Origin of the sequence: Mycobacterium lehmannii (assembly GCF_001499925.1) — a bacterium.
GTDB lineage: Bacteria > Actinomycetota > Actinomycetes > Mycobacteriales > Mycobacteriaceae > Mycobacterium > Mycobacterium lehmannii.
In genome coordinates this window covers 278,064-296,999 of record NZ_LQIR01000012.1, presented here as the reverse complement: position 1 = coordinate 296,999, position 18,936 = coordinate 278,064, and the positions used below count along the sequence as shown (strand labels likewise).

Here is an 18,936-nt window from a genome sequence, read left to right as displayed (position 1 = left end):
GCTGTGCCGTCCTTACTTGTCGTCGGTGAATGCGGGGGCCCGCTTTTCGGCGCGCGCCGCCACCGCTTCTTCGAAGTTGGCGGTGAGCAAACGGACGAACAGTTGTCCGAGACCCTCGGCTTGCATATGCCCTTCCAGGCTACCGGCGTCCAGTCCACTCCAAAGTGTGCGCTTGGTCAACTCGATTCCGGGCCGGGAGAACGCCGCGATGCGCTCCCCCATCTGGTAGCAAACCTCGAGCAGGTCCTCGCCGGGCACCGCGCGCGACACCAGGCCGATGCGTTCGGCCTCCGCGGCGTCGACGTCACGTCCGGTCAGCATCAGCTCGAACGCCCGCGACGTACCGATGGCGCGCGGAAGTAGATAGGACAGCCCAAGCTCGCTGGCGGTCAGGCCGTTGTTGATCCCGGCCGCGCGGAAGTAGGCGCCGTCGGCCGCCACGCGGATGTCGCAGGCCAGCGCCAGGCACAAGCCCCCGCCGATCGCGGCGCCGTTGACGGCCGCGATGACCGGTTGGTGCATCTTGCGCAAGGACAGGATGACGTCGTCGAGCACCTCCATCGAGCGCAGCGCGAACGTCGGCCGGGTCAGCCCGTCGATGTGTGGCACGGAACCGGCCGACTTGTGATCCGCCCCCGAGGAAAACCCGCGGCCGGCGCCGGTGAGCACGACCGCCCGCACGGAGTTGTCGTAGGTCAGCTCGTCGAGCACCTTCTTGAGCGGAACCATGACGTCGAACGCCATGGAGTTCATCCGCTCGGGACGGTTCAGCGTGACCAGCGCGACGCCGGGGCGCGGTCTGTCGACCAGGACGAAGTCGCCGTCGTGATCGTCGGTGTTGTTGTCTGCGTGCTCGCTCACGCATGCACGCTATCGCGTGCAGACGTTCACTCCGGCTGACCGTTGTCCTGCGCGGCGATCGCCGCGTCGATGTCGAACTCCTTGACGCGCTGAACCAGTTCCTCGAGCGCGGCCGGCGGCAACGCGCCTGCCTGGTTGAACACCAGCTTGCCCTTCTTGAACGCCATCAGCGTGGGGATGGACCGGATGTCGGCCGCGGCGGCCAGCTCCTGCTCGGCCTCGGTGTCGACTTTGGCGTACACCACGTCGGGGTGTTGTTCGGAGGACGCCGCGAACGTGGGCGCGAACGCCTTGCACGGGCCACACCACGACGCCCAGAAGTCCACCAGCACGATCTCGTTGTCGTTGATGGTGTTGTTGAATTGTTCGGCAGTGATGTCTTGGGTAGCCACGTTGATTCCTAACGCTGATGGTCAGCTGTCTGTTCCCAGCCTACGGACGGATACCCAGTTCAGTGCGGCCACGCTCGAAGAACTCGGTGATCCGGGCGGCCAACGTGTCGACGTCATGTGTGGCGTCGAGTGGGTAGAGGGCCCCGAACGGCGCGTTCCAGAACGGACCCGTCCGCTGTTGCCACGGGCCGACGTATGCGTACGGCGTCGGATGGGTTTCGTCACCGGCCGAGACCCCGTAGTTCACCTCGTCTTCGACGGCGGCGACGTCGAAGTGTTCCGGCCACAGCGTCGGATGTTGCTCGGGCAGAACATGTTTCAACGCATATCCGCCGGCGTAGTGCGAACGCTGAAGCCACGCCGCGGCATCGGGATCGAGCTCGAGATCGGCGTCGGTGGGCAACGGGTCGACGATCTGGTAGACGCCGTCGGGAGGACCGGGCATCACACCGGCCGCCTCCGCGATGGCTTGGACGCGGCCGGCCAGCGGAACACTGCCGTCCGGAAACACCAGGTCGGTGCCGTGCACCGACAGGGGTAGGGCGACCGCGGCAAACCCGTCGGGTCGCACAGCGAGCCTGATCGTGCCCGCGGACCGGTACTGCGGGCCGGCGATCAGGCTTTCGGCCACCCCGCGCAGTTGACGGCGAGTGGCGACGTAAGGCTGGCTCATGTCGCATCGAGCGTACGGACGCAGCGCGCCGAACCCGACGCCGCCTGTGCTAGACCGTGAAACCGAGCGCGCGCAGCTGCTCGCGGCCGTCCTCGGTGATCTTGTCCGGGCCCCACGGCGGGTTCCAGACCCAGTTGATCTTCAACTCGTTGACCAGCCCCGCCCCGACCAGCGCTGTGCGCGACTGGTCCTCGATCACATCGGTGAGCGGACAGGCGGCCGAGGTCAGCGTCATGTCGATCAACGCGACCTTGCCCTGCTCCCCCTGCTCGACGTTGATTCCGTAGACCAGGCCCAGATCGACGACGTTGATACCGAGCTCGGGGTCGACGACGTCGCGCATCGCCTCCTCGAGGTCGAACAACAGTTCCTCGTTGGGTACTGCGGTGTCACTCATCCTGCCTCCTGAAATCCTTCCGATGCCTGTGACAGTGCATCTTTGAAAGCCATCCACCCCAGCAACGCGCACTTGACCCGCGCCGGATACTTCGCGACACCGGCGAACGCGATGCCGTCCCCGATAACGTCCTCGTCGCCCTCGACGGTCCCGCGCGAGGAGATCATCTCGCTGAACGCGGCGACGGTCTTGAGTGCGTCGCCGACGCTCTGGCCGATCACCTGATCGGTCAGCACCGACGTCGAGGCCTGGCTGATCGAACAGCCCTGTCCGTCATAGGAGATGTCGACCACCTGCTCACCGTCGTCGGACAACGCCACCCGCAGGGTCACCTCGTCACCACACGTCGGGTTGACGTGGTGAACCTGCGCGCCGTAGGGCTCGCGCAATCCGCGGTTGTGCGGGTGTTTGTAGTGATCGAGGATCACTTCCTGATAGATCTGATCCAGCCGCACGTCAGTCCCTGCTGAAGAATTCGACGGCGCGGCGCACACCGGCTACCAACCGATCGACCTCGTCGAAGGTGTTGTACACCGCGAACGACGCCCGTGCGGTCGCGGCGATCCCGAACCGCCGATGCAGCGGCCACGCGCAATGATGACCGACACGCACCGCCACGCCCTCGTCGTCGAGCACCTGCCCCACGTCGTGCGCATGCACTCCGTCGACGACGAAACTGACCGGCGAGCCCCGATTCTCCAGCGACGTCGGCCCGATGATGCGCACGCCGTCGATCGCGGTCAGTCCCTCCAACGCGGCCGCCACGAGCTCGGATTCGTGCGCCTCGACGGCGCCCATCCCGATCTCGCGCAAGTAGCGCGCGGCGGCAGCCAACCCGACCACTTGCGACGTCACCGGCGTTCCGGCCTCGAAGCGCTGCGGCGCAGGCGCGTACGTCGTCTCTTCCATCGTCACGGTCTCGATCATCGAACCGCCCGTCAGAAACGGTGGCATCGCGTTCATCAGCGCAGACCGCCCGTACAGCACGCCGATCCCGGTCGGTCCCAGCATCTTGTGCCCGGAGAAAGCCGCGTAGTCCACGTCGAGCGCATGCAGGTCGACGGGCTGGTGCGGCACCGACTGGCAGGCGTCGAGCAGGGTCAGCGCGCCGACGGCCTTGGCACGCGCAACCAGCTCGCCGACCGGCGCCAGGGCGCCGGTGACATTCGAATGATGGCTGAATGCAACGAGTTTCACGCGCTCATCGAGCCGCAGCGAATCCAGGTCGATGCGTCCGTCATCGGTGACTCCGTACCACTTGAGCGTGGCGCCCGTCCGGCGCGCCAACTCCTGCCACGGAACCAGGTTGGCGTGGTGTTCGAGTTCGGTCGTCACGATCACATCGCCGGGCCCGACGGCGTGATCGAACCGCGAGTCCCCCACCGCATACGAGACCAGGTTGATCGCCTCGGTCGCGTTCTTGGTGAACACCAACTCGTCGGGATCGGCACCGACGAACGCCGCGATGTCGGCGCGGCCGTCCTCGTAGGCGTCGGTCGCCTCCTCCATCAACTGGTGCGCGCCGCGGTGCACTGCGCCGTTGGAGGTCACCAAGAACTCGCGTTCGGCGTCGAGGACCTGCACCGGCCGTTGCGAAGTAGCTCCGGAATCCAGATACGCCAACGTGTTTCCGCCGCGCATCTGCTTCTTCAGGATCGGGAAGTCCGCGCGGATGGCGGTCAGATCCAGCGGGCGAACGGTGGCGGTCATGGCTAGGCCTCCGCGGCCGCCGTCTGCGTGAAGCGGACGTAGCCCTTCTCCTCGAGCTCGTCGGCGAGCTCGGGACCACCGGAGGTCACGATGCGTCCGTCGACGAACACGTGTACGAACTGCGGCTGGATGTAGCGCAGGATGCGGGTGTAGTGGGTGATCAACAGCACGCCACCGTTCTCGGTCTCGGCGTAGCGGTTGACGCCCTCGCTGACCACCCGCAGCGCGTCGACGTCCAAGCCGGAGTCGGTCTCGTCGAGGATCGCGATCTTCGGCTTGAGCAGGGCCAGCTGCAGGATCTCGTGGCGCTTCTTCTCACCACCGGAGAACCCCTCGTTGACACTGCGTTCGGAGAACGACTGGTCGATGTCGAGGTCGCTCATCGCCGACTTGACCTCTTTGACCCAGTGCCGCAACTTCGGCGCCTCACCGCGTACGGCTGTGGCGGCCGTGCGCAGGAAGTTCGACATCGACACCCCCGGCACCTCGACCGGGTACTGCATCGCCAGGAACAGGCCGGCGCGGGCGCGCTCGTCGATGCTCATCTCCAACACGTCCTGGCCGTCCAGCGTGATCGAACCGGACGTCACCGTGTACTTGGGATGACCGGCGATCGCGTAGGAGAGCGTAGACTTGCCTGAGCCGTTCGGCCCCATCACGGCGTGGGTCTCCCCCGACTTCACGGTCAGGTCGACGCCCTTGAGGATCGGGATCTCGGTCTGCTCAGGGGTGTGCACCGAGACGTGCAGGTCTTTGATTTCGAGTGTGGTCATTGGGCTGTTCTCGATTCCGTGATCGCTAGTTCTCGTTCGATTGCTTCGGTGAGGCGTTCGCGCACCGCGGGCACGGCGATCTTCGCGATGATCTCGTTGAAGAAGCCGCGCACCACCAAACGTCGCGCCTGATCCTCCGGGATGCCGCGGGCCCGCAGATAGAACAACTGCTCGTCGTCGAAACGTCCGGTGGCACTGGCGTGGCCGGCGCCGATGATCTCGCCCGTCTCGATCTCGAGGTTGGGCACCGAGTCGGCGCGAGCGCCGTCGGTGAGCAGCAGGTTGCGGTTCACCTCGAAGGTGTCGGTGCCGGTGGCCTCCGCGCGGATCAACACGTCACCGACCCACACGGTGTGCGCATCGGGCAGGTTGGATGTCGGATCACCCTGCAGCGCACCCTTGTACAGCACATCGGACTTGCAGTTCGGGTAGGCATGGTCGACAAGCAGCCGCGACTCGAAGTGCTGGCCGTCGTCGGCGAAGTACGTGCCGAGCATCTTGGCGTCGCCGCCGGGCGCGGTGAAACGCACGTTCGCCGTCGTCCGCACCACGTCCCCGCCGAGCGTCACGTTGACGTGGCCGAGCACGGCGTCCTTGCCGAGGCGCGCGTGATGTGCGCTGACGTGGACGGTGTCGTCGGCCCAGTCGGCGATCCAGATCACCCCGAGGCGTGCCGAATCGCCGACGATGATCTCGACGTTGTCGGCGTAGGTCCCGCTGCCGCGCAGGTCCACCACGACGATCGCGCGGGAGAGTTCTTCGACGCGGATCTGCAGATGCCCGTAGGCGACCGCACCCTCGCCGGGCCCGTGGATGTCGATCTCGATCGGTTCGGCGACCTCGGTGTCACGGCCCACCGTGACGATCGTCGCGCTGTCGAACGACGAGTACGCCTGTGCCGCAACGCGGTCGGCGGGCACGCCGCCCTGGCCGAGCCGCTCGTCGTCGCGACCGACCGTCTCGATGGCGATGCCGGGGCGCTCGCTCACGGTGATGCCGGCGCTACCGGAAGCGACCGCGGATCCGTCGTGCAGACCGCGCAGGCGCTTCAACGGCGTGAACCGCCAGATCTCGTCGCGGCCGCCGGGCACTTCGAAGGCGTTCACGTCGAACGACGTGAAGATCTCGCCCTTGTTGAGTGCCGAGCCCGCCGATGTCCCCTCCGCCGCCGCAGTCAGATTCTGTGCCGTCACTATCCGACCGCGCCTTCCATCTGCAGCTCGATCAGCCGGTTGAGCTCCAACGCGTACTCCATCGGAAGCTCCTTGGCGATCGGCTCGACGAAGCCGCGCACCACCATCGCCATCGCCTCGTCCTCGGTCAGGCCGCGGCTCATCAGGTAGAACAGCTGATCCTCGCTGACCTTCGACACCGTGGCCTCGTGGCCCATCGTGACATCGTCCTCGCGGATGTCGACGTACGGGTAGGTGTCGGAGCGGCTGATCGTGTCGACAAGCAGCGCATCGCATTTCACGCTCGACCGCGATCCGTGGGCGCCCTTGTTGACTTGGACCAGGCCGCGGTAAGAGGCCCGGCCACCGGCGCGCGCGACGGACTTGGACACGATGTTGCTCGACGTGTTGGGCGCCAGGTGCAGCATCTTGGCACCGGTGTCCTGGTGCTGCCCCTCGCCGGCGAACGCCACCGAGAGCACCTCACCGCGGGCGTGCTCACCGGTCATCCACACCGCGGGGTACTTCATGGTGACCTTCGAGCCGATGTTGCCGTCGACCCACTCCATCGTCGCGCCCGCCTCCGCCCTGGCCCGCTTGGTGACCAGGTTGTAGACGTTGTTCGACCAGTTCTGGATGGTCGTGTAGCGGCAGCGGCCGCCGGACTTGACGATGATCTCGACGACCGCGGAATGCAACGAGTCGCTCTTGTAGATGGGCGCGGTGCACCCCTCGACGTAATGCACGTAGGCACCCTCGTCGACGATGATCAGCGTGCGCTCGAACTGGCCCATGTTCTCGGTGTTGATCCGGAAGTAGGCCTGCAGCGGGATGTCGACGTGCACACCGGGCGGGACGTAGATGAACGAACCACCCGACCACACCGCGGTGTTCAGCGCGGAGAACTTGTTGTCGCCGGCCGGGATCACCGTGCCGAAGTACTGCTTGAAGATCTCCGGGTGTTCACGCAGCGCGGTGTCCGTGTCGAGGAAGATGACGCCCTGCGCCTCCAGGTCCTCGCGGATCTGGTGGTAGACCACCTCGGACTCGTACTGGGCCGCGACACCGGAGACCAGGCGCTGCTTCTCCGCCTCCGGGATGCCGAGCTTGTCGTAGGTGTTGCGGATGTCCTCGGGCAGGTCATCCCACGTGGCGGCCTGCTTCTCCGTGGACCGCACGAAGTACTTGATGTTGTCGAAGTCGATGCCCTCGAGATTGGAACCCCAGGTCGGCATCGGCTTCTTCTCGAAGGTGCGCAGCGCCTTCAGCCGGATGTCGAGCATCCACTGCGGCTCGTCCTTCTTGCCGGAGATGTCGCGAACCACCGCCTCGGACAACCCGCGCTGCGCGCTGGCGCCCGCGACGTCGGAGTCCACCCAGCCGTAGCCGTACCGGCTCAGCGAGGCGATCGCCTCGTCCTGGCTGAGCGGTTCGCCTACCTTGTGGACCTCAGGTGTCGTCGTCATCTCGACGCTCCTTGCTTGTTAGTGGGGGCTGTTGGGGCTGAAGCACTGGTCTTTTCGACCAGGGGTACGTGCGTGGTGCACGCAAAGTCGCCGTTGACGATGGTGGCGAGCCTCTGCACGTGGGTTCCCAGAATCTCCGCGAACGCCTCGCGCTCGGTTTCGCACAGCTCGGGGAACTCCTCTGCGACGTGTGAGACCGGACAGTGATGCTGACACAGCTGGATTCCGTGGATCGATCCAGGCGCCGGTGTCACCGAAGTCACACTGGTCGCGTAGCCGGCCTTGGTCAGCGCGTCGGCCACCCGGTCGGCTTTGGATACAACGTCATCGGGCCCCTCGGTTACTCCCGCGAGGATCCCGTCGATACGGCGCCGCGCGAAGGTCCGCACGGCGTCGTCGCCGCCGATCTCGCGCAGCTGACGAATGGCCGCTGCGGCCAGGTCGTCGTAGGCGTGGCCGAGCTTGGCGCGACCCGCCGCAGTGAGCCGATACCGCTTCGCGGGCCTGCCGCGTCCGGAGTGCTGCCAGGTCGCTGCGGCGCTGGCCTGCGCGTCGCCGGCCTCGATCAAGGCGTCGAGGTGGCGACGCACACCTGCGGCCGAGATTCCGAGCTGTTCGCCGATCTCACCGGCGGTGATCGGCCCGGATTCAAGCAGCAATTGCACGATCGCCCCACGCGTGTGGCGATCGGCTCCTGCCTCCGGACCGAATTTCACAACACTATTGTGACGGAATTCGGAAACCCCTGTAAAGCAAGGGCACCCTTAGCGTGACTTGAGCCGTAACGCCGACGGTTACGCTGCTGAGGTGGCAGCCCGCCTCCCGTCGTTCAGCTCGTCGATCGCCCGTTGGCACGCCGACGAACCCCCGGTGGGATCGCCCCTCAACGACGCCGAGGTCATCGCGCTGCGCCGGACCCGGCTGTTCGGAGCGGCCGGCACCGTCCTGATGGCGATCGGCGCGCTGGGCGTCGGGGCCAGACCGGTGGTGCAGGACCCGACGTTCGGCGTGCGACTGCTCAACCTACCCTCGCGCCTCCAGACCGTGAGCTTGACCATGACCACCACCGGGGCGGTCATGATGGCGCTGGGCTGGCTGATGCTCGGGCGTTTCACCCTGGGTGACCGGCGGATGTCGCGCAGCCAGCTCGACCGGCTGTTGTGGCTGTGGGTGCTGCCTCTGCTGATCGCGCCGCCGATGTACAGCCGCGACGTCTACTCCTATCTGGCGCAGAGCGAGATCGGCGTCAAAGGCCTCGACCCATACCGGGTCGGCCCGGCCACCGGCCTGGGTTTGGACCACGTGTTCACGCTCTCGGTGCCGAACATGTGGCGCGAGACACCCGCGCCGTACGGGCCGCTGTTCCTGTGGATCGGTCAGGGTATCTCGGCGTTGACCGGCGAGAACATCGTCGCCGCGGTGCTGTGCCACCGGTTGGTCGTGCTGTTCGGCGTGGGCCTGATCGTCTGGGCGACCCCGCGCCTCGCGCGGCGCTGCGGCGTCGCCGAGGTGAGCGCGCTGTGGCTCGGCGCCGCCAATCCGCTGCTGATCATGCATCTGGTCGGGGGCATCCACAACGAAGCGCTGATGCTCGGCCTGATGCTCGCAGGTACCGAGTTCGCGCTGCGCGGGGTCGACGCCGCCGCGCCGCTGCTTCCCAGGCCGTGGTCCTGGCCGGACCGCCGCGAGCAGTGGGCACGATGGTGGCCGCTGACGATGCTGTTGGTCGGCGTGGTGCTGATCACGCTGTCGTCACAGGTCAAACTGCCGTCGCTGCTGGCGCTCGGCTTCGTGGCGATGGCGCTGGCCTGCCGCTGGGGCGGGACGGTCAAGGCGTTCTTCCTGGCCGGCGGGTCGTTGACGGCGGTGTCGGTGGTGGTGATGGCGCTGATCGGGTGGGCGAGTGGCCTCGGGTTCGGCTGGCTCAACACGCTGGGCACGGCGAACGTCGTGCGTAGTTGGATGTCGCTGCCCACCCTGTTGGCCCTGGGCACCGGTCAGGTCGGCATCCTGCTGGGCCTCGGCGATCACACCACGGCGGTGCTGGGCCTCACCCGTGCGATCGGCGTGTTCATCATCGCGATCCTGGTGACCTGGCTGTTGCTGCTGGTGCTGCGGGGACGCCTGCATCCGGTGGGCGGGCTCGGCGTCGCGTTGGGTGTGACGGTGCTGCTGTTCCCGGTCGTCCAGCCCTGGTACGTGCTGTGGGCGGTCCTGCCCCTCGCGGCCTGGGCGACCCGGCCGGCGTTCCGCAGCACGACGATCGTGGTGACGCTGGCCGTAGGCATCTTCGGCCCGACCGCCAACGGCGACCGCTTCACGGTGTTCCAGATCCTGCTCGCGACCGCGGCGAGCACGGTGATCGTCGTCGCGCTGTTTCTGCTCACCTACAATCGGTTGCCCTGGCGCAGCGTGGCGAGCCCGCCGCATGAACGACCGCCGCCACCGCAGCCACAGCCCGCGCGGCCCGACGCATACGCTGAGTCCCCGTGACCCACTCTGGATCCGGGGCGTCGTCCCCCGCCCCCGTACGCCTGCGCGGGGTCACCAAGCGCTACGGGTCGACGGTCGCGGTGTCCGAACTCGACCTGGAGGTGGGGGCCGCCGAGGTGTTCGCGCTGCTCGGGCCGAACGGCGCAGGCAAGACCACGACCGTGGAGATGTGCGAGGGCTTCATCAGGCCCGACTCCGGCACGATCGAGATCCTCGGCCTGGATCCGTTCGGCGACAACGCCCGGTTGCGCGAGCGCATCGGTGTGATGCTGCAGGGCGGCGGCGGCTACCCGGCGGCCCGCGCAGGCGAGATGCTCAACCTGGTGGCGTCCTACGCGGCCAACCCGCTCGATCCGGCATGGCTGATGAATACCCTCGGTCTGACCGAGGCGGCACGCACGACCTACCGGCGGCTGTCCGGTGGTCAGCAGCAGCGGTTGGCGCTCGCCTGTGCGGTGGTCGGCCGCCCGGAGCTGGTGTTCCTCGACGAGCCGACCGCAGGTATGGACGCGCATGCCCGAATCGTGGTGTGGGACTTGATCGATGCGCTGCGTCGCGACGGCGTGACCGTGGTGCTGACGACCCATCAGCTCACCGAGGCCGAGGAGCTGGCCGATCGCATCATGATCATCGACCACGGCGTTCCGGTGGCCACCGGTTCGCCCGAGGAGCTGATGCGCAGCGGCGCCGAGAACCAGTTGCGATTCCGCGCGCCGCGCATGCTCGACCTGTCCCTGCTGGTTTCCGCACTGCCCGAGACTTACAAGGCAACCGAGACCGCCCCTGGCGAATACCTGGTGGAGGGCGCGATCAACCCGCAGGTGCTGGCGACGGTGACGGCGTGGTGCGCACGTCTTGACGTACTGGCCACCGATATGCGCGTCGAACAGCGAAGCCTCGAGGATGTGTTCCTCGACCTGACCGGGCGGGAGTTGCGGCCGTGATGACGAATCGCTTTGCGCCGGGCACCTTCACACCCGATCCGGGACCGGCGACCGTGCAGAAGATGCTCGCCGCGCAGTTCGGCCTGGAGCTGCGGCTGCTGCTGCGCAACGGCGAACAGCTGCTGTTGACGATGTTCATCCCCATCACCTTGTTGGTGGGCTTGACGCTGCTGCCGCTGGGGTCGTTCGGGCCGAACCGAGCGGCGACGTTCGTGCCCGCGATCATGGCGCTGGCCGTGATCTCCACCGCGTTCACCGGGCAGGCGATCGCCGTGGCATTCGATCGCCGCTACGGGGCCCTCAAACGCCTTGGCGCCACGGCGCTTCCGGTGTGGGGCATCATCGCGGGCAAGTCGCTGGCGGTGGTGGCGGTCGTGTTCCTGCAGGCGATCGTGTTGGGCACCATCGGGGTGGCGCTCGGCTGGCGACCGCACCTGGCGGGGCTTGCGCTCGGCGCAGCGGTGATCGCTTTGGGCACAGCGGTTTTCGCAGCGCTGGGCCTGTTGCTCGGCGGCACTCTGCGCGCCGAGATCGTGCTGGCCTTGGCGAACCTGCTGTGGTTCGTCTTCGCTGGGCTCGGCGCGCTGACGCTCGAGGGCGGCATGGTGCCGTCCGCCGCGCAGTGGGTGGCCCGGTTGACGCCGTCCGGCGCCCTCACCGAAGCGCTGACCCAGGCGATGACGTTGTCAGTGGACTGGTTCGGCCTTCTGGTGCTCGCGGTCTGGGGCGCCGTCGCCGCGCTGTGCGCGCTGCGCTGGTTCCGCTTCACCTGAAGCCAACAGCGGCAGCAGGTATTCGAGCTGTCCGACCTCTTCGATGTTGTGCTTCACCCACGCGTGCATCTTGTCCGCCGGGAACCGTCGGCGTACGACCCTGTTGACGACAGAGAGCAGCGGCGAGCGCGCGCCGAGATCCATCACCGTCACGTAATGGGCACCGTCGGCGCCCGCGGACCAGGTGTGCTCGAGCTGGAAGATCGCAATCCCCGCGAGGCGTTTGACCAGTCGGATACCGGTCTCGTCGAGCTTCTCGACCCGCGCGATTTCGTCGATCCTGTACTCGGGCCGTCCGCCGAACGCCTCGACCATGCGGAAACGCGCACCGTCGGCCGCTCCCCCTCCCGGCGCCGGACGCGCCAGCGCCCAGTGGATGTGATCGATCGGATGCCAGGCGAGATAGCGGTCGATGACCTGTCCCCCGTACACCATCGTTTCGCCCAGTTGCGTGAACCAGTCCAGCAGCATCGCCGGGGTGACGCCCGCCAGCGGCCGGTGGTCGATCGTGATACGGCGCCTGCCGTGGCGATGGTCGAGATACTGCACCGTCGCGGTGTCGACGGAGCGCAATGGATAGAGCAGGGGACGCGCCATGCGATCCTCCTAAGATACGGAAGCGTTTCTTAAGACATGACGCTAAGCTCTCGCGATAAGATACGCAAGCGTTTCTTCTAAGGAGTGTCGGATGCCGCGTCGCCGCGGACAAGAACTCGACGCCGCGATCCGTGACGCCGTGCTCGATCTGCTCGCCCGGCACGGTCCGGTCGGCGTCACGATGGAGGCCGTCGCCGCGGCAGCCGCGACGAGCAAAACCGTGCTGTACCGGCGCTGGCCGGACGCCACCGTACTGCTCCGCGACACCCTGCTCGGCATCGCCACCGACGCGATTCCGCACGAGGACACGGGCAGTTACCGCGGCGACATGCTCGCCGTGTTGCGTGGGTGGGCCGCGTTGTTCACCGGTCCTCGGGCACCGGTGATTCGGGCCGCGATTGCGGCCGGCGCCCGCGACCCGGACCTCACCGAGGCCTTCCGCAACGGCGTCATCGGCTGGCGAAAGCAGGAAATGGCCGCACTGCTGGCGCGCGGTATCACCCGCGGCGACGTTCGCGCCGATGTTCCCGTCGAGCTCGCCCGCGAATTGGGGCAGAGCGTGCTGTGGCATCGGCTGCTGATCACCGGCGACCGCATCGACGACGACCTGGTCGTGCAACTGGTCGATGAGGTGCTGGTGCCGTTCGTGGCGCCGCGGTAGCCGCTCACCCGCTACTACGGCTTGTAGTTGCGCTGCTCTACCATCGAATCGTGCGACGCGCCTTTTTGCGGCTGGTCGATCTGCTGCCGCTGCCCAGCCTGCGGGCCCAGCGCGTCATCGCCTTCCTCGTCATCCTGACCCAGGGCGGGATCTCGGTGACGGGTGCCATCGTCCGCGTCACCGCGTCGGGGCTGGGCTGCCCTACCTGGCCGCAGTGCTTCCCGGGCAGTTTCACACCGGTGCCGGTCGCCGAGGTGCCGGTGGTGCATCAGGCGGTCGAGTTCGGCAATCGGATGGTCACCTTCCTCGTCGTGCTCACCGCGGCGGCGGCTGTGCTGGCCGTGACGCGGGCCCGTCGCCGCCGCGAGGTGCTCGTCTACGCGTGGCTGATGCCGGTGTCGACCGTGGTCCAGGCGGTGATCGGCGGCATCACGGTGTTGACCGGACTGCTGTGGTGGACGGTCGCGATTCACCTGCTGGCGTCGATGACCATGGTCTGGTTGTCGGTGCTGCTGTTCGTCAAGATCGGCGAGCCCGACGACGGTGTCCTCGTCCGGCGGGCACCCAAGGCGTTGCGACAGCTGGCTCTGCTCAGCGCCGCGGCCCTGGCCGCCGTGCTGGTGACGGGCACCCTGGTGACCGGCGCGGGGCCCCACGCCGGAGACAAGAGTGTTGACCGCACGATTCCCCGGCTGGAGGTCGAGATCACCACGCTGGTGCACGCGCACTCAGCGCTGATGGTGGCCTACCTGTCGCTGCTGATCGGCCTCGGCTTCGGCCTGTTGGCGGTGCGCGCACCCCGTCCGGTCCTGCTGCGGCTGGTTGTCCTTCTCGTGCTGGTGGTGTGTCAGGGTCTGGTCGGCACGGTGCAGTTCTTCACCGGCGTACCCGCCGCGTTGGTGGCGGTGCACGTCGCGGGTGCCGCGCTCTGCACCGCGGCGACCGCCGCGCTATGGGCGTCGATGCGAGAGCGGGCCAAGCCCGAACCGGTCGAGCGCTGATTCGACGGCGACGACGAACTCGCGGTGCTGCCGGCCCCTTGTCGTTTCGTCCAGCTGCATCCAGCCCAGCGACGGTTCGATGAGTTCGACTTCGAGCACGCGCGGGTCCGCGTGCCCGCCGATGACGTCGACGCGCGCGTAGAGCAACTCCTCCGGGGACAGGTCCAGGTGTGCGGCCGCCGCCGCAAGTGCCTGGTGCCCGACGTCCCAGACCTCGAAATCGGGATCGGCGGGGCACTTCGCGAAGGCATGCGACTGCGCACCGCCGATGAACACCAGAGCGGTCTCGCCGTCTTCGATGCGCTCATCGTAGGGCTGGATCAATACGGTCCGACCGGCGGCCAGCAGCCGATCGGCGTGTCGTCGCGCCTCGTCGCGATCCGAAAAGCGAAGGCCCTCAACCGATCCCACGCCGACCGCAGGCTTGACCACGACTTCGTCGCTGTTCGGCAGCCGTACTGCGTCGCCAGGGTCGACGAATCGGGTGGGGACCGTCGGCACACCTGCTGCCGCCAGGTCGGCCAGGTAGCGCTTGTCGCTGTTCCAGGGCACCACCCTGGCCGGGTTGAGCAGATGGCGAACCCGTCGCGTCCAGGACAGGAACTCATCGAGCCGGTCGATGTAGTCCCACGTCGCCCGCAGGATCACCAAATCCGCCTCCAAGGTCGCCGGGTCATCCCAGGACATCCAGCGCGCGTGGAGTCCGTGCTTTCCCAGGGCCGCGACCAGGCCGGCGTCGTCGCCGTCCCCCTCCGGCAGGGCGGGGCATCCGGCCAACACGATCCGCGGATGGAACACGTCAGGCCGCGCGAGCTTCATAGTTGGCACGATAGAACCATGCATGCCATCGAAGTCGCCCAGACCGGCGGACCCGAAGTCCTCACCTACGTCGAGAAGCCACAGCCCACGCCGGGCCCCGGGGAGGTGCTCATCAAGGCCGAGTCCATCGGCGTGAACTTCCTCGACACCTACTTCCGGTCCGGCCAGTACCCGCGGGAGACGCCGTTCATCGTCGGCAACGAGGTGTGCGGCACCGTGGCGGCGATCGGCGAAGACGTCGCCGCGCTGAAGGTCGGCGATCGCGTCGTCACCGCTCAAGCCAACGGGGCCTATGCCGAATACAGTGTCGCCCCAGCCGATTTCGTGGCCTACGTGCCCGAAGGCGTGGCTCCCGACGCGGCCTCCGCATCCCTGCTCAAGGGTATGACGGCGCACTACTTGATCAAGTCGCTGTATCCGGTACAGCAGGGCGACTCGGTTCTGGTGCACGCGGGCGCCGGCGGCGTCGGGCTCATTCTCACCCAATGGGCGACCAGCATGGCGGTACGCGTGATCACCACCGTCTCGACGCCGGAGAAGGCGGAGCTGTCGCGTCAGGCGGGTGCGGTGCAAGTGCTCGACTATCCCGACGATCCGGCCGCGTTCGGCGCCGAGATCAAGGACATGACCGACGGTGGCGTCGCGGCCGTGTACGACGGGGTGGGGGCGGCCACGTTCGAAGCCAGCCTGGCCAGTCTCAGGGTGCGGGGCACGTTGGCGTTGTTCGGCGCTTCGAGCGGGCCGGTGCCGCCGTTCGACCCGCAGCTGCTCAACGCCGCGGGCTCGCTGTTCCTGACCCGTCCGACACTCGTGCACTACACCCGCACGGCCGACGAATTCGCCTGGCGTGCGGGCGAACTTCTCGATGCGATCGCCTCGGGCACGCTGACGATCACGGTCAGCGAGCGCTACCGGCTCGCCGATGCCGAGCAAGCGCACCGCGACCTGCAGGGTCGCAAGACGGTCGGTTCGGTGGTGCTGGTGCCGTAGGGGCTAGAACACGGTGGGCAGCGCCAGGACGGAGTCGACCGCGAGCGCCAGGAACACCACGGCGAGGTAGTTGTTCGACTGCAGGAACAGCCGCAGCGGCTTGACCGCCTCGCCGCGACGCACGCCGTTGTAGAGCTGGTGCGCCATCACCAGGAACCACCCGCCCGCCAGCAGCGCCACCGCCCCGTACAGCCAGCCGGTGACGGGCGTCAGCGCGAGCGTCGCGGCCACCGTCAAATACGTGTAGATCAGGATCTGCTTGGTGACCTGACGTTCGGTGGCGACCGCGGGAAGCATCGGGACGCCCGCGGCGCGGTAGTCCTCCTTATAGCGCATCGCCAGCGCCCAGGTGTGCGGCGGAGTCCAGAAGAAGATGATCGCGAACATGACCAGCGCGGGCCAGGCGATCGTCCCGGTGACCGCAGACCAGCCGATCATCACCGGCATGCAGCCGGCCGCGCCGCCCCACACCACGTTCTGCGAGGTGCGGCGCTTGAGCAACAGCGTGTAGACGAGCACGTAGAACGCGATTGTCGCGCCGGCGAGATGGGCCGACAGCATGTTCGTCGTCCACCACAGCCAGAAGAAGGACGCGACGGACAGGGCCAGCCCGAAGATCAGCGCGTGACTGCGCGGAACCGTGGCACGCGCCAGCGGCCTGCGCTCGGTGCGCTTCATGACCTTGTCGATGTCGGCGTCGGCAACGCAGTTCAATGCGTTGGCGCCCGCCGCGGCCAGCAGCCCGCCGAACAGGGTGTTCAGGATCAGCAGCGGATCGACCGTGCCCCGGCTCGCCAGCAGCATGGCCGGGATCGTGGTGACCAGAAGCAGTTCGATGACCCGCGGCTTGGTCAGCGAGACGTAGCCGAGGAATTTGTCGCGAATCCGAATCTGCGCCCCGTCGACGAGGTGAACGTCGCGAACTCTCACGCAGTTACTCCTGTCGAAATGGTCCCAGCGCGCGGGCATCTACTACAGACGATGGTAGACCGCACGACAACACCGTCCTAATCCTGCCCGGCGTCTCGCCCCAGCAGCCTGCATTGGACGACCATCCCGCACTAGGGTGGTTGGACGTGCAGCTGAGAAATGCTCTATGCCGACCAGGAGTGCGCCTGTGACCACACTCGAAGAAATCTCCGCGCTGACCCGCCCGAATCACCCCGAGGACTGGACCGAGGTGGACTCGGCGGCGGTTGACACCGTCCGGGTGCTGGCGGCCGACGCGGTGCAGAAGGTCGGCAACGGCCACCCCGGAACCGCGATGAGCCTGGCGCCGCTGGCCTACACGCTCTTCCAGCGCCAGATGCGCCACGACCCCAGCGACGTGCACTGGCTCGGCCGCGACCGGTTCGTGCTGTCGGCAGGCCATTCCAGCCTGACCCTCTACATCCAGCTCTATCTCGGCGGATTCGGGCTCGAGCTGGACGACATCGAAGCCTTGCGGACGTTCAAGTCCAAGACCCCCGGCCATCCGGAGTTCCGCCACACCGACGGCGTGGAGATCACCACCGGCCCGCTCGGGCAGGGTCTGGCATCAGCGGTCGGCATGGCGATGGCTTCGCGCTACGAGCGCGGGCTGTTCGATCCCGACGTGCCGTGGGGTGAGAGCCCGTTCGACCACTACATCTATGTGATCGCCTCCGACGGCGACATCGAAGAGGGCATCACCAGCGAGGCGTCGTCGCTGGCGGGCACCCAGCAGCTCGGCAACCTGATCGTGTTCTACGACAAGAACCAGATCTCGATCGAACACGACACCAACATCGCGCTGTCCGAAGACGTCGCGGCCCGCTACCGCGCCTACGGCTGGCACGTCCAGGAGGTGGAGGGCGGCGAGAACGTCGTCGGCATCGAACAGGCCATCGCCGAGGCCAAGAAGGTCACCGACAAACCGTCGTTCATCGCGCTGCGCACGATCATCGGCTACCCGGCGCCCAACAAGATGAACACCGGCGACGCGCACGGTTCGGCGCTCGGCGAGGACGAGGTCGCGGCCACCAAGAAGATTCTCGGCTTCGACCCCGACAAGACCTTCGAGGTGCGGCCCGAGGTCATCGAGCACACCCGCAAGCTCGTGAATCGCGGCAAAGAGGCACACGCCAAGTGGGAGACCGACTTCGACGCATGGGCCGAGCGTGAGCCCGAGCGCAAGGACCTCCTGGACCGGCTGCTGGCTCAGAAACTGCCCGACGGCTGGGATTCGGACCTGACCTACTGGGAGCCGGGCTCCAAGCCGTTGGCCACCCGCGCCGCGTTCGGCCAGGTGCTCAATGACGTCGCGCCGAAGCTGCCCGAGTTGTGGGGCGGTTCGGCGGACCTCGCGGGCAGCAACAACACCACGATCAAGGGCGTGAACTCGTTTGGCCCGCCGTCCATCTCGACCGACGACTTCACGGCGGACTGGTACGGCCGCGTGCTGCACTTCGGCGTCCGCGAACACGCTATGGGCGCGATCCTGTCCGGCATCGTGCTGCACGGCCCCACTCGCGCGTTCGGTGGCACGTTCCTGCAGTTCTCCGACTACATGCGGCCCGCCGTGCGACTCGCATCGCTGATGGACATCGATACCATCTACATCTGGACCCACGACTCGATCGGTCTAGGCGAGGACGGCCCGACGCACCAGCCGATCGAACACCTGGCGGCGCTGCGCGCGATCCCGAACCTGTCCGTAGTCCGACCGGGTGACCCCAACGAAACGGCATACGCCTGGCGCAGCATCATCGCCCGCGGCAACGGCAGCGGTCCGGTCGGTTTCATCCTGACCCGTCAGGGCATCCCAGTGCTGGAGGGCACCGACGCCGACGGGGTGGCCCGCGGCGGCTACGTCCTCGGCGGCGGAAATCCCGCCGACGACGCGGACGTGATCATCATCGCGACGGGCTCGGAATTGCAGCTGGCGGTGGAGGCGCAAAAGCAGTTGGCGGAAAAGGACATCACGGCCTACGTGGTGTCGATGCCATGTGTGGAATGGTTCGAGTCGCAACCGCGGGAATACCGCGATTCGGTTCTGCCGCCCAGTGTTTCGGCGCGCGTGGCGGTCGAGGCGGCCGTCGCGCAGAGCTGGTACAAGCTCGTCGGCGACACCGGGGAGATCATCTCGATCGAGCACTACGGCGAGTCCGCCGACTACAAGACGTTGTTCCGCGAGTTCGGGTTCACTCCCGAGGCTGTGGTGGCCGCCGCGGAGCGATCGATAGACAACTGAGGT

The 18,936-nt window shown here is 67.2% G+C and carries 20 protein-coding genes; 7 read left to right on the top strand and 13 right to left on the bottom strand.

Annotated elements, in window-relative coordinates; all coding sequences use genetic code 11:
- Nucleotides 1–12: 12 nt before the first annotated feature.
- From AU192_RS09430 to AU192_RS09385, 10 genes are read right to left on the bottom strand one after another with little or no spacing between them, the layout of a single operon-like run.
- Nucleotides 13–861: an enoyl-CoA hydratase gene (locus AU192_RS09430; protein WP_064395503.1), complete on the bottom strand. Its 849-nt coding sequence runs from the start codon at nt 859–861 to the stop codon at nt 13–15.
- Nucleotides 862–887: 26 nt separating this feature from the next.
- The gene (gene trxA, locus AU192_RS09425; protein ID WP_064395502.1) at nt 888–1,253 is read right to left on the bottom strand and encodes a thioredoxin; all 366 of its coding nucleotides are present in this window, start codon (nt 1,251–1,253) and stop codon (nt 888–890) included.
- Between the two features lie 40 nt (nt 1,254–1,293).
- Nucleotides 1,294–1,926 (bottom strand): hypothetical protein, encoded by a 633-nt coding sequence (locus AU192_RS09420; RefSeq protein WP_064395501.1) that lies wholly within the window; start codon nt 1,924–1,926, stop codon nt 1,294–1,296.
- Between the two features lie 49 nt (nt 1,927–1,975).
- Nucleotides 1,976–2,323 (bottom strand): metal-sulfur cluster assembly factor, encoded by a 348-nt coding sequence (locus AU192_RS09415; RefSeq protein ID WP_064395500.1) that lies wholly within the window; start codon nt 2,321–2,323, stop codon nt 1,976–1,978.
- Complete coding sequence (sufU, locus tag AU192_RS09410; protein WP_064395499.1) at nt 2,320–2,778, bottom strand: Fe-S cluster assembly sulfur transfer protein SufU; 459 nt, start codon at nt 2,776–2,778, stop codon at nt 2,320–2,322. Before sufU ends, AU192_RS09415 begins: the two co-directional genes overlap by 4 nt.
- Before the next feature lies 1 nt (nt 2,779).
- Nucleotides 2,780–4,033, bottom strand: a complete 1,254-nt coding sequence (locus AU192_RS09405) for a cysteine desulfurase (RefSeq protein ID WP_064395498.1) — start codon at nt 4,031–4,033, stop codon at nt 2,780–2,782.
- A 2-nt stretch (nt 4,034–4,035) separates the two neighbouring features.
- Nucleotides 4,036–4,806, bottom strand: coding sequence for a Fe-S cluster assembly ATPase SufC (gene sufC / locus AU192_RS09400; RefSeq protein ID WP_064395497.1), 771 nt, complete (start codon nt 4,804–4,806; stop codon nt 4,036–4,038).
- Entirely contained in the window at nt 4,803–5,999 is a 1,197-nt protein-coding gene (gene sufD, locus AU192_RS09395; RefSeq protein ID WP_064395496.1) for a Fe-S cluster assembly protein SufD, read from the bottom strand. The genes sufC and sufD overlap by 4 nt, the downstream gene beginning before the upstream one ends.
- Nucleotides 5,999–7,444, bottom strand: a complete 1,446-nt coding sequence (gene sufB / locus AU192_RS09390) for a Fe-S cluster assembly protein SufB (protein WP_064395495.1) — start codon at nt 7,442–7,444, stop codon at nt 5,999–6,001. The genes sufD and sufB overlap by 1 nt, the downstream gene beginning before the upstream one ends.
- On the bottom strand, nt 7,441–8,160 hold the full coding sequence (locus tag AU192_RS09385) for a helix-turn-helix transcriptional regulator (protein WP_064395494.1): 720 nt from the start codon (nt 8,158–8,160) through the stop codon (nt 7,441–7,443). Before AU192_RS09385 ends, sufB begins: the two co-directional genes overlap by 4 nt.
- A gap of 91 nt (nt 8,161–8,251) precedes the next feature.
- Here AU192_RS09385 and mptB point away from each other — a divergent pair, with 91 nt between their 5' ends.
- From mptB to AU192_RS09370, 3 genes are read left to right on the top strand one after another with little or no spacing between them, the layout of a single operon-like run.
- Entirely contained in the window at nt 8,252–9,937 is a 1,686-nt protein-coding gene (mptB, locus tag AU192_RS09380; protein WP_064395493.1) for a polyprenol phosphomannose-dependent alpha 1,6 mannosyltransferase MptB, read from the top strand.
- Entirely contained in the window at nt 9,934–10,881 is a 948-nt protein-coding gene (locus AU192_RS09375) for an ABC transporter ATP-binding protein (protein WP_064395492.1), read from the top strand. Before mptB ends, AU192_RS09375 begins: the two co-directional genes overlap by 4 nt.
- Nucleotides 10,881–11,654: an ABC transporter permease gene (locus AU192_RS09370; protein ID WP_064395491.1), complete on the top strand. Its 774-nt coding sequence runs from the start codon at nt 10,881–10,883 to the stop codon at nt 11,652–11,654. Before AU192_RS09375 ends, AU192_RS09370 begins: the two co-directional genes overlap by 1 nt.
- Here the strand turns inward: AU192_RS09370 and AU192_RS09365 are convergent.
- Nucleotides 11,568–12,251, bottom strand: coding sequence for a hypothetical protein (locus tag AU192_RS09365; RefSeq protein ID WP_064395490.1), 684 nt, complete (start codon nt 12,249–12,251; stop codon nt 11,568–11,570). The two genes, AU192_RS09370 and AU192_RS09365, sit on opposite strands and share 87 nt — an antisense overlap.
- Nucleotides 12,252–12,342: 91 nt before the next feature.
- On the opposite strand from AU192_RS09365, the gene AU192_RS09360 reads away from it, so the two are divergent.
- Nucleotides 12,343–12,912 (top strand): TetR-like C-terminal domain-containing protein, encoded by a 570-nt coding sequence (locus AU192_RS09360; RefSeq protein WP_064395489.1) that lies wholly within the window; start codon nt 12,343–12,345, stop codon nt 12,910–12,912.
- 71 nt (nt 12,913–12,983) lie between these two features.
- The gene (locus AU192_RS09355; protein WP_198957182.1) at nt 12,984–13,913 is read left to right on the top strand and encodes a COX15/CtaA family protein; all 930 of its coding nucleotides are present in this window, start codon (nt 12,984–12,986) and stop codon (nt 13,911–13,913) included.
- Here the strand turns inward: AU192_RS09355 and AU192_RS09350 are convergent.
- A complete protein-coding gene (locus tag AU192_RS09350; protein WP_064395487.1) occupies nt 13,863–14,732 on the bottom strand; it encodes an ATP-grasp domain-containing protein in 870 nt (289 codons plus the stop codon). The genes AU192_RS09355 and AU192_RS09350 overlap by 51 nt on opposite strands.
- An 18-nt stretch (nt 14,733–14,750) precedes the next feature.
- On the opposite strand from AU192_RS09350, the gene AU192_RS09345 reads away from it, so the two are divergent.
- Nucleotides 14,751–15,722, top strand: a complete 972-nt coding sequence (locus AU192_RS09345; RefSeq protein WP_064395486.1) for a quinone oxidoreductase family protein — start codon at nt 14,751–14,753, stop codon at nt 15,720–15,722.
- Nucleotides 15,723–15,725: 3 nt separating this feature from the next.
- Here AU192_RS09345 and AU192_RS09340 read toward each other — a convergent pair whose 3' ends face one another.
- Nucleotides 15,726–16,652, bottom strand: coding sequence for a heme o synthase (locus AU192_RS09340; protein WP_064395485.1), 927 nt, complete (start codon nt 16,650–16,652; stop codon nt 15,726–15,728).
- Between the two features lie 187 nt (nt 16,653–16,839).
- On the opposite strand from AU192_RS09340, the gene tkt reads away from it, so the two are divergent.
- Entirely contained in the window at nt 16,840–18,933 is a 2,094-nt protein-coding gene (gene tkt, locus AU192_RS09335; RefSeq protein WP_064395484.1) for a transketolase, read from the top strand.
- Nucleotides 18,934–18,936 lie beyond the last annotated feature (3 nt).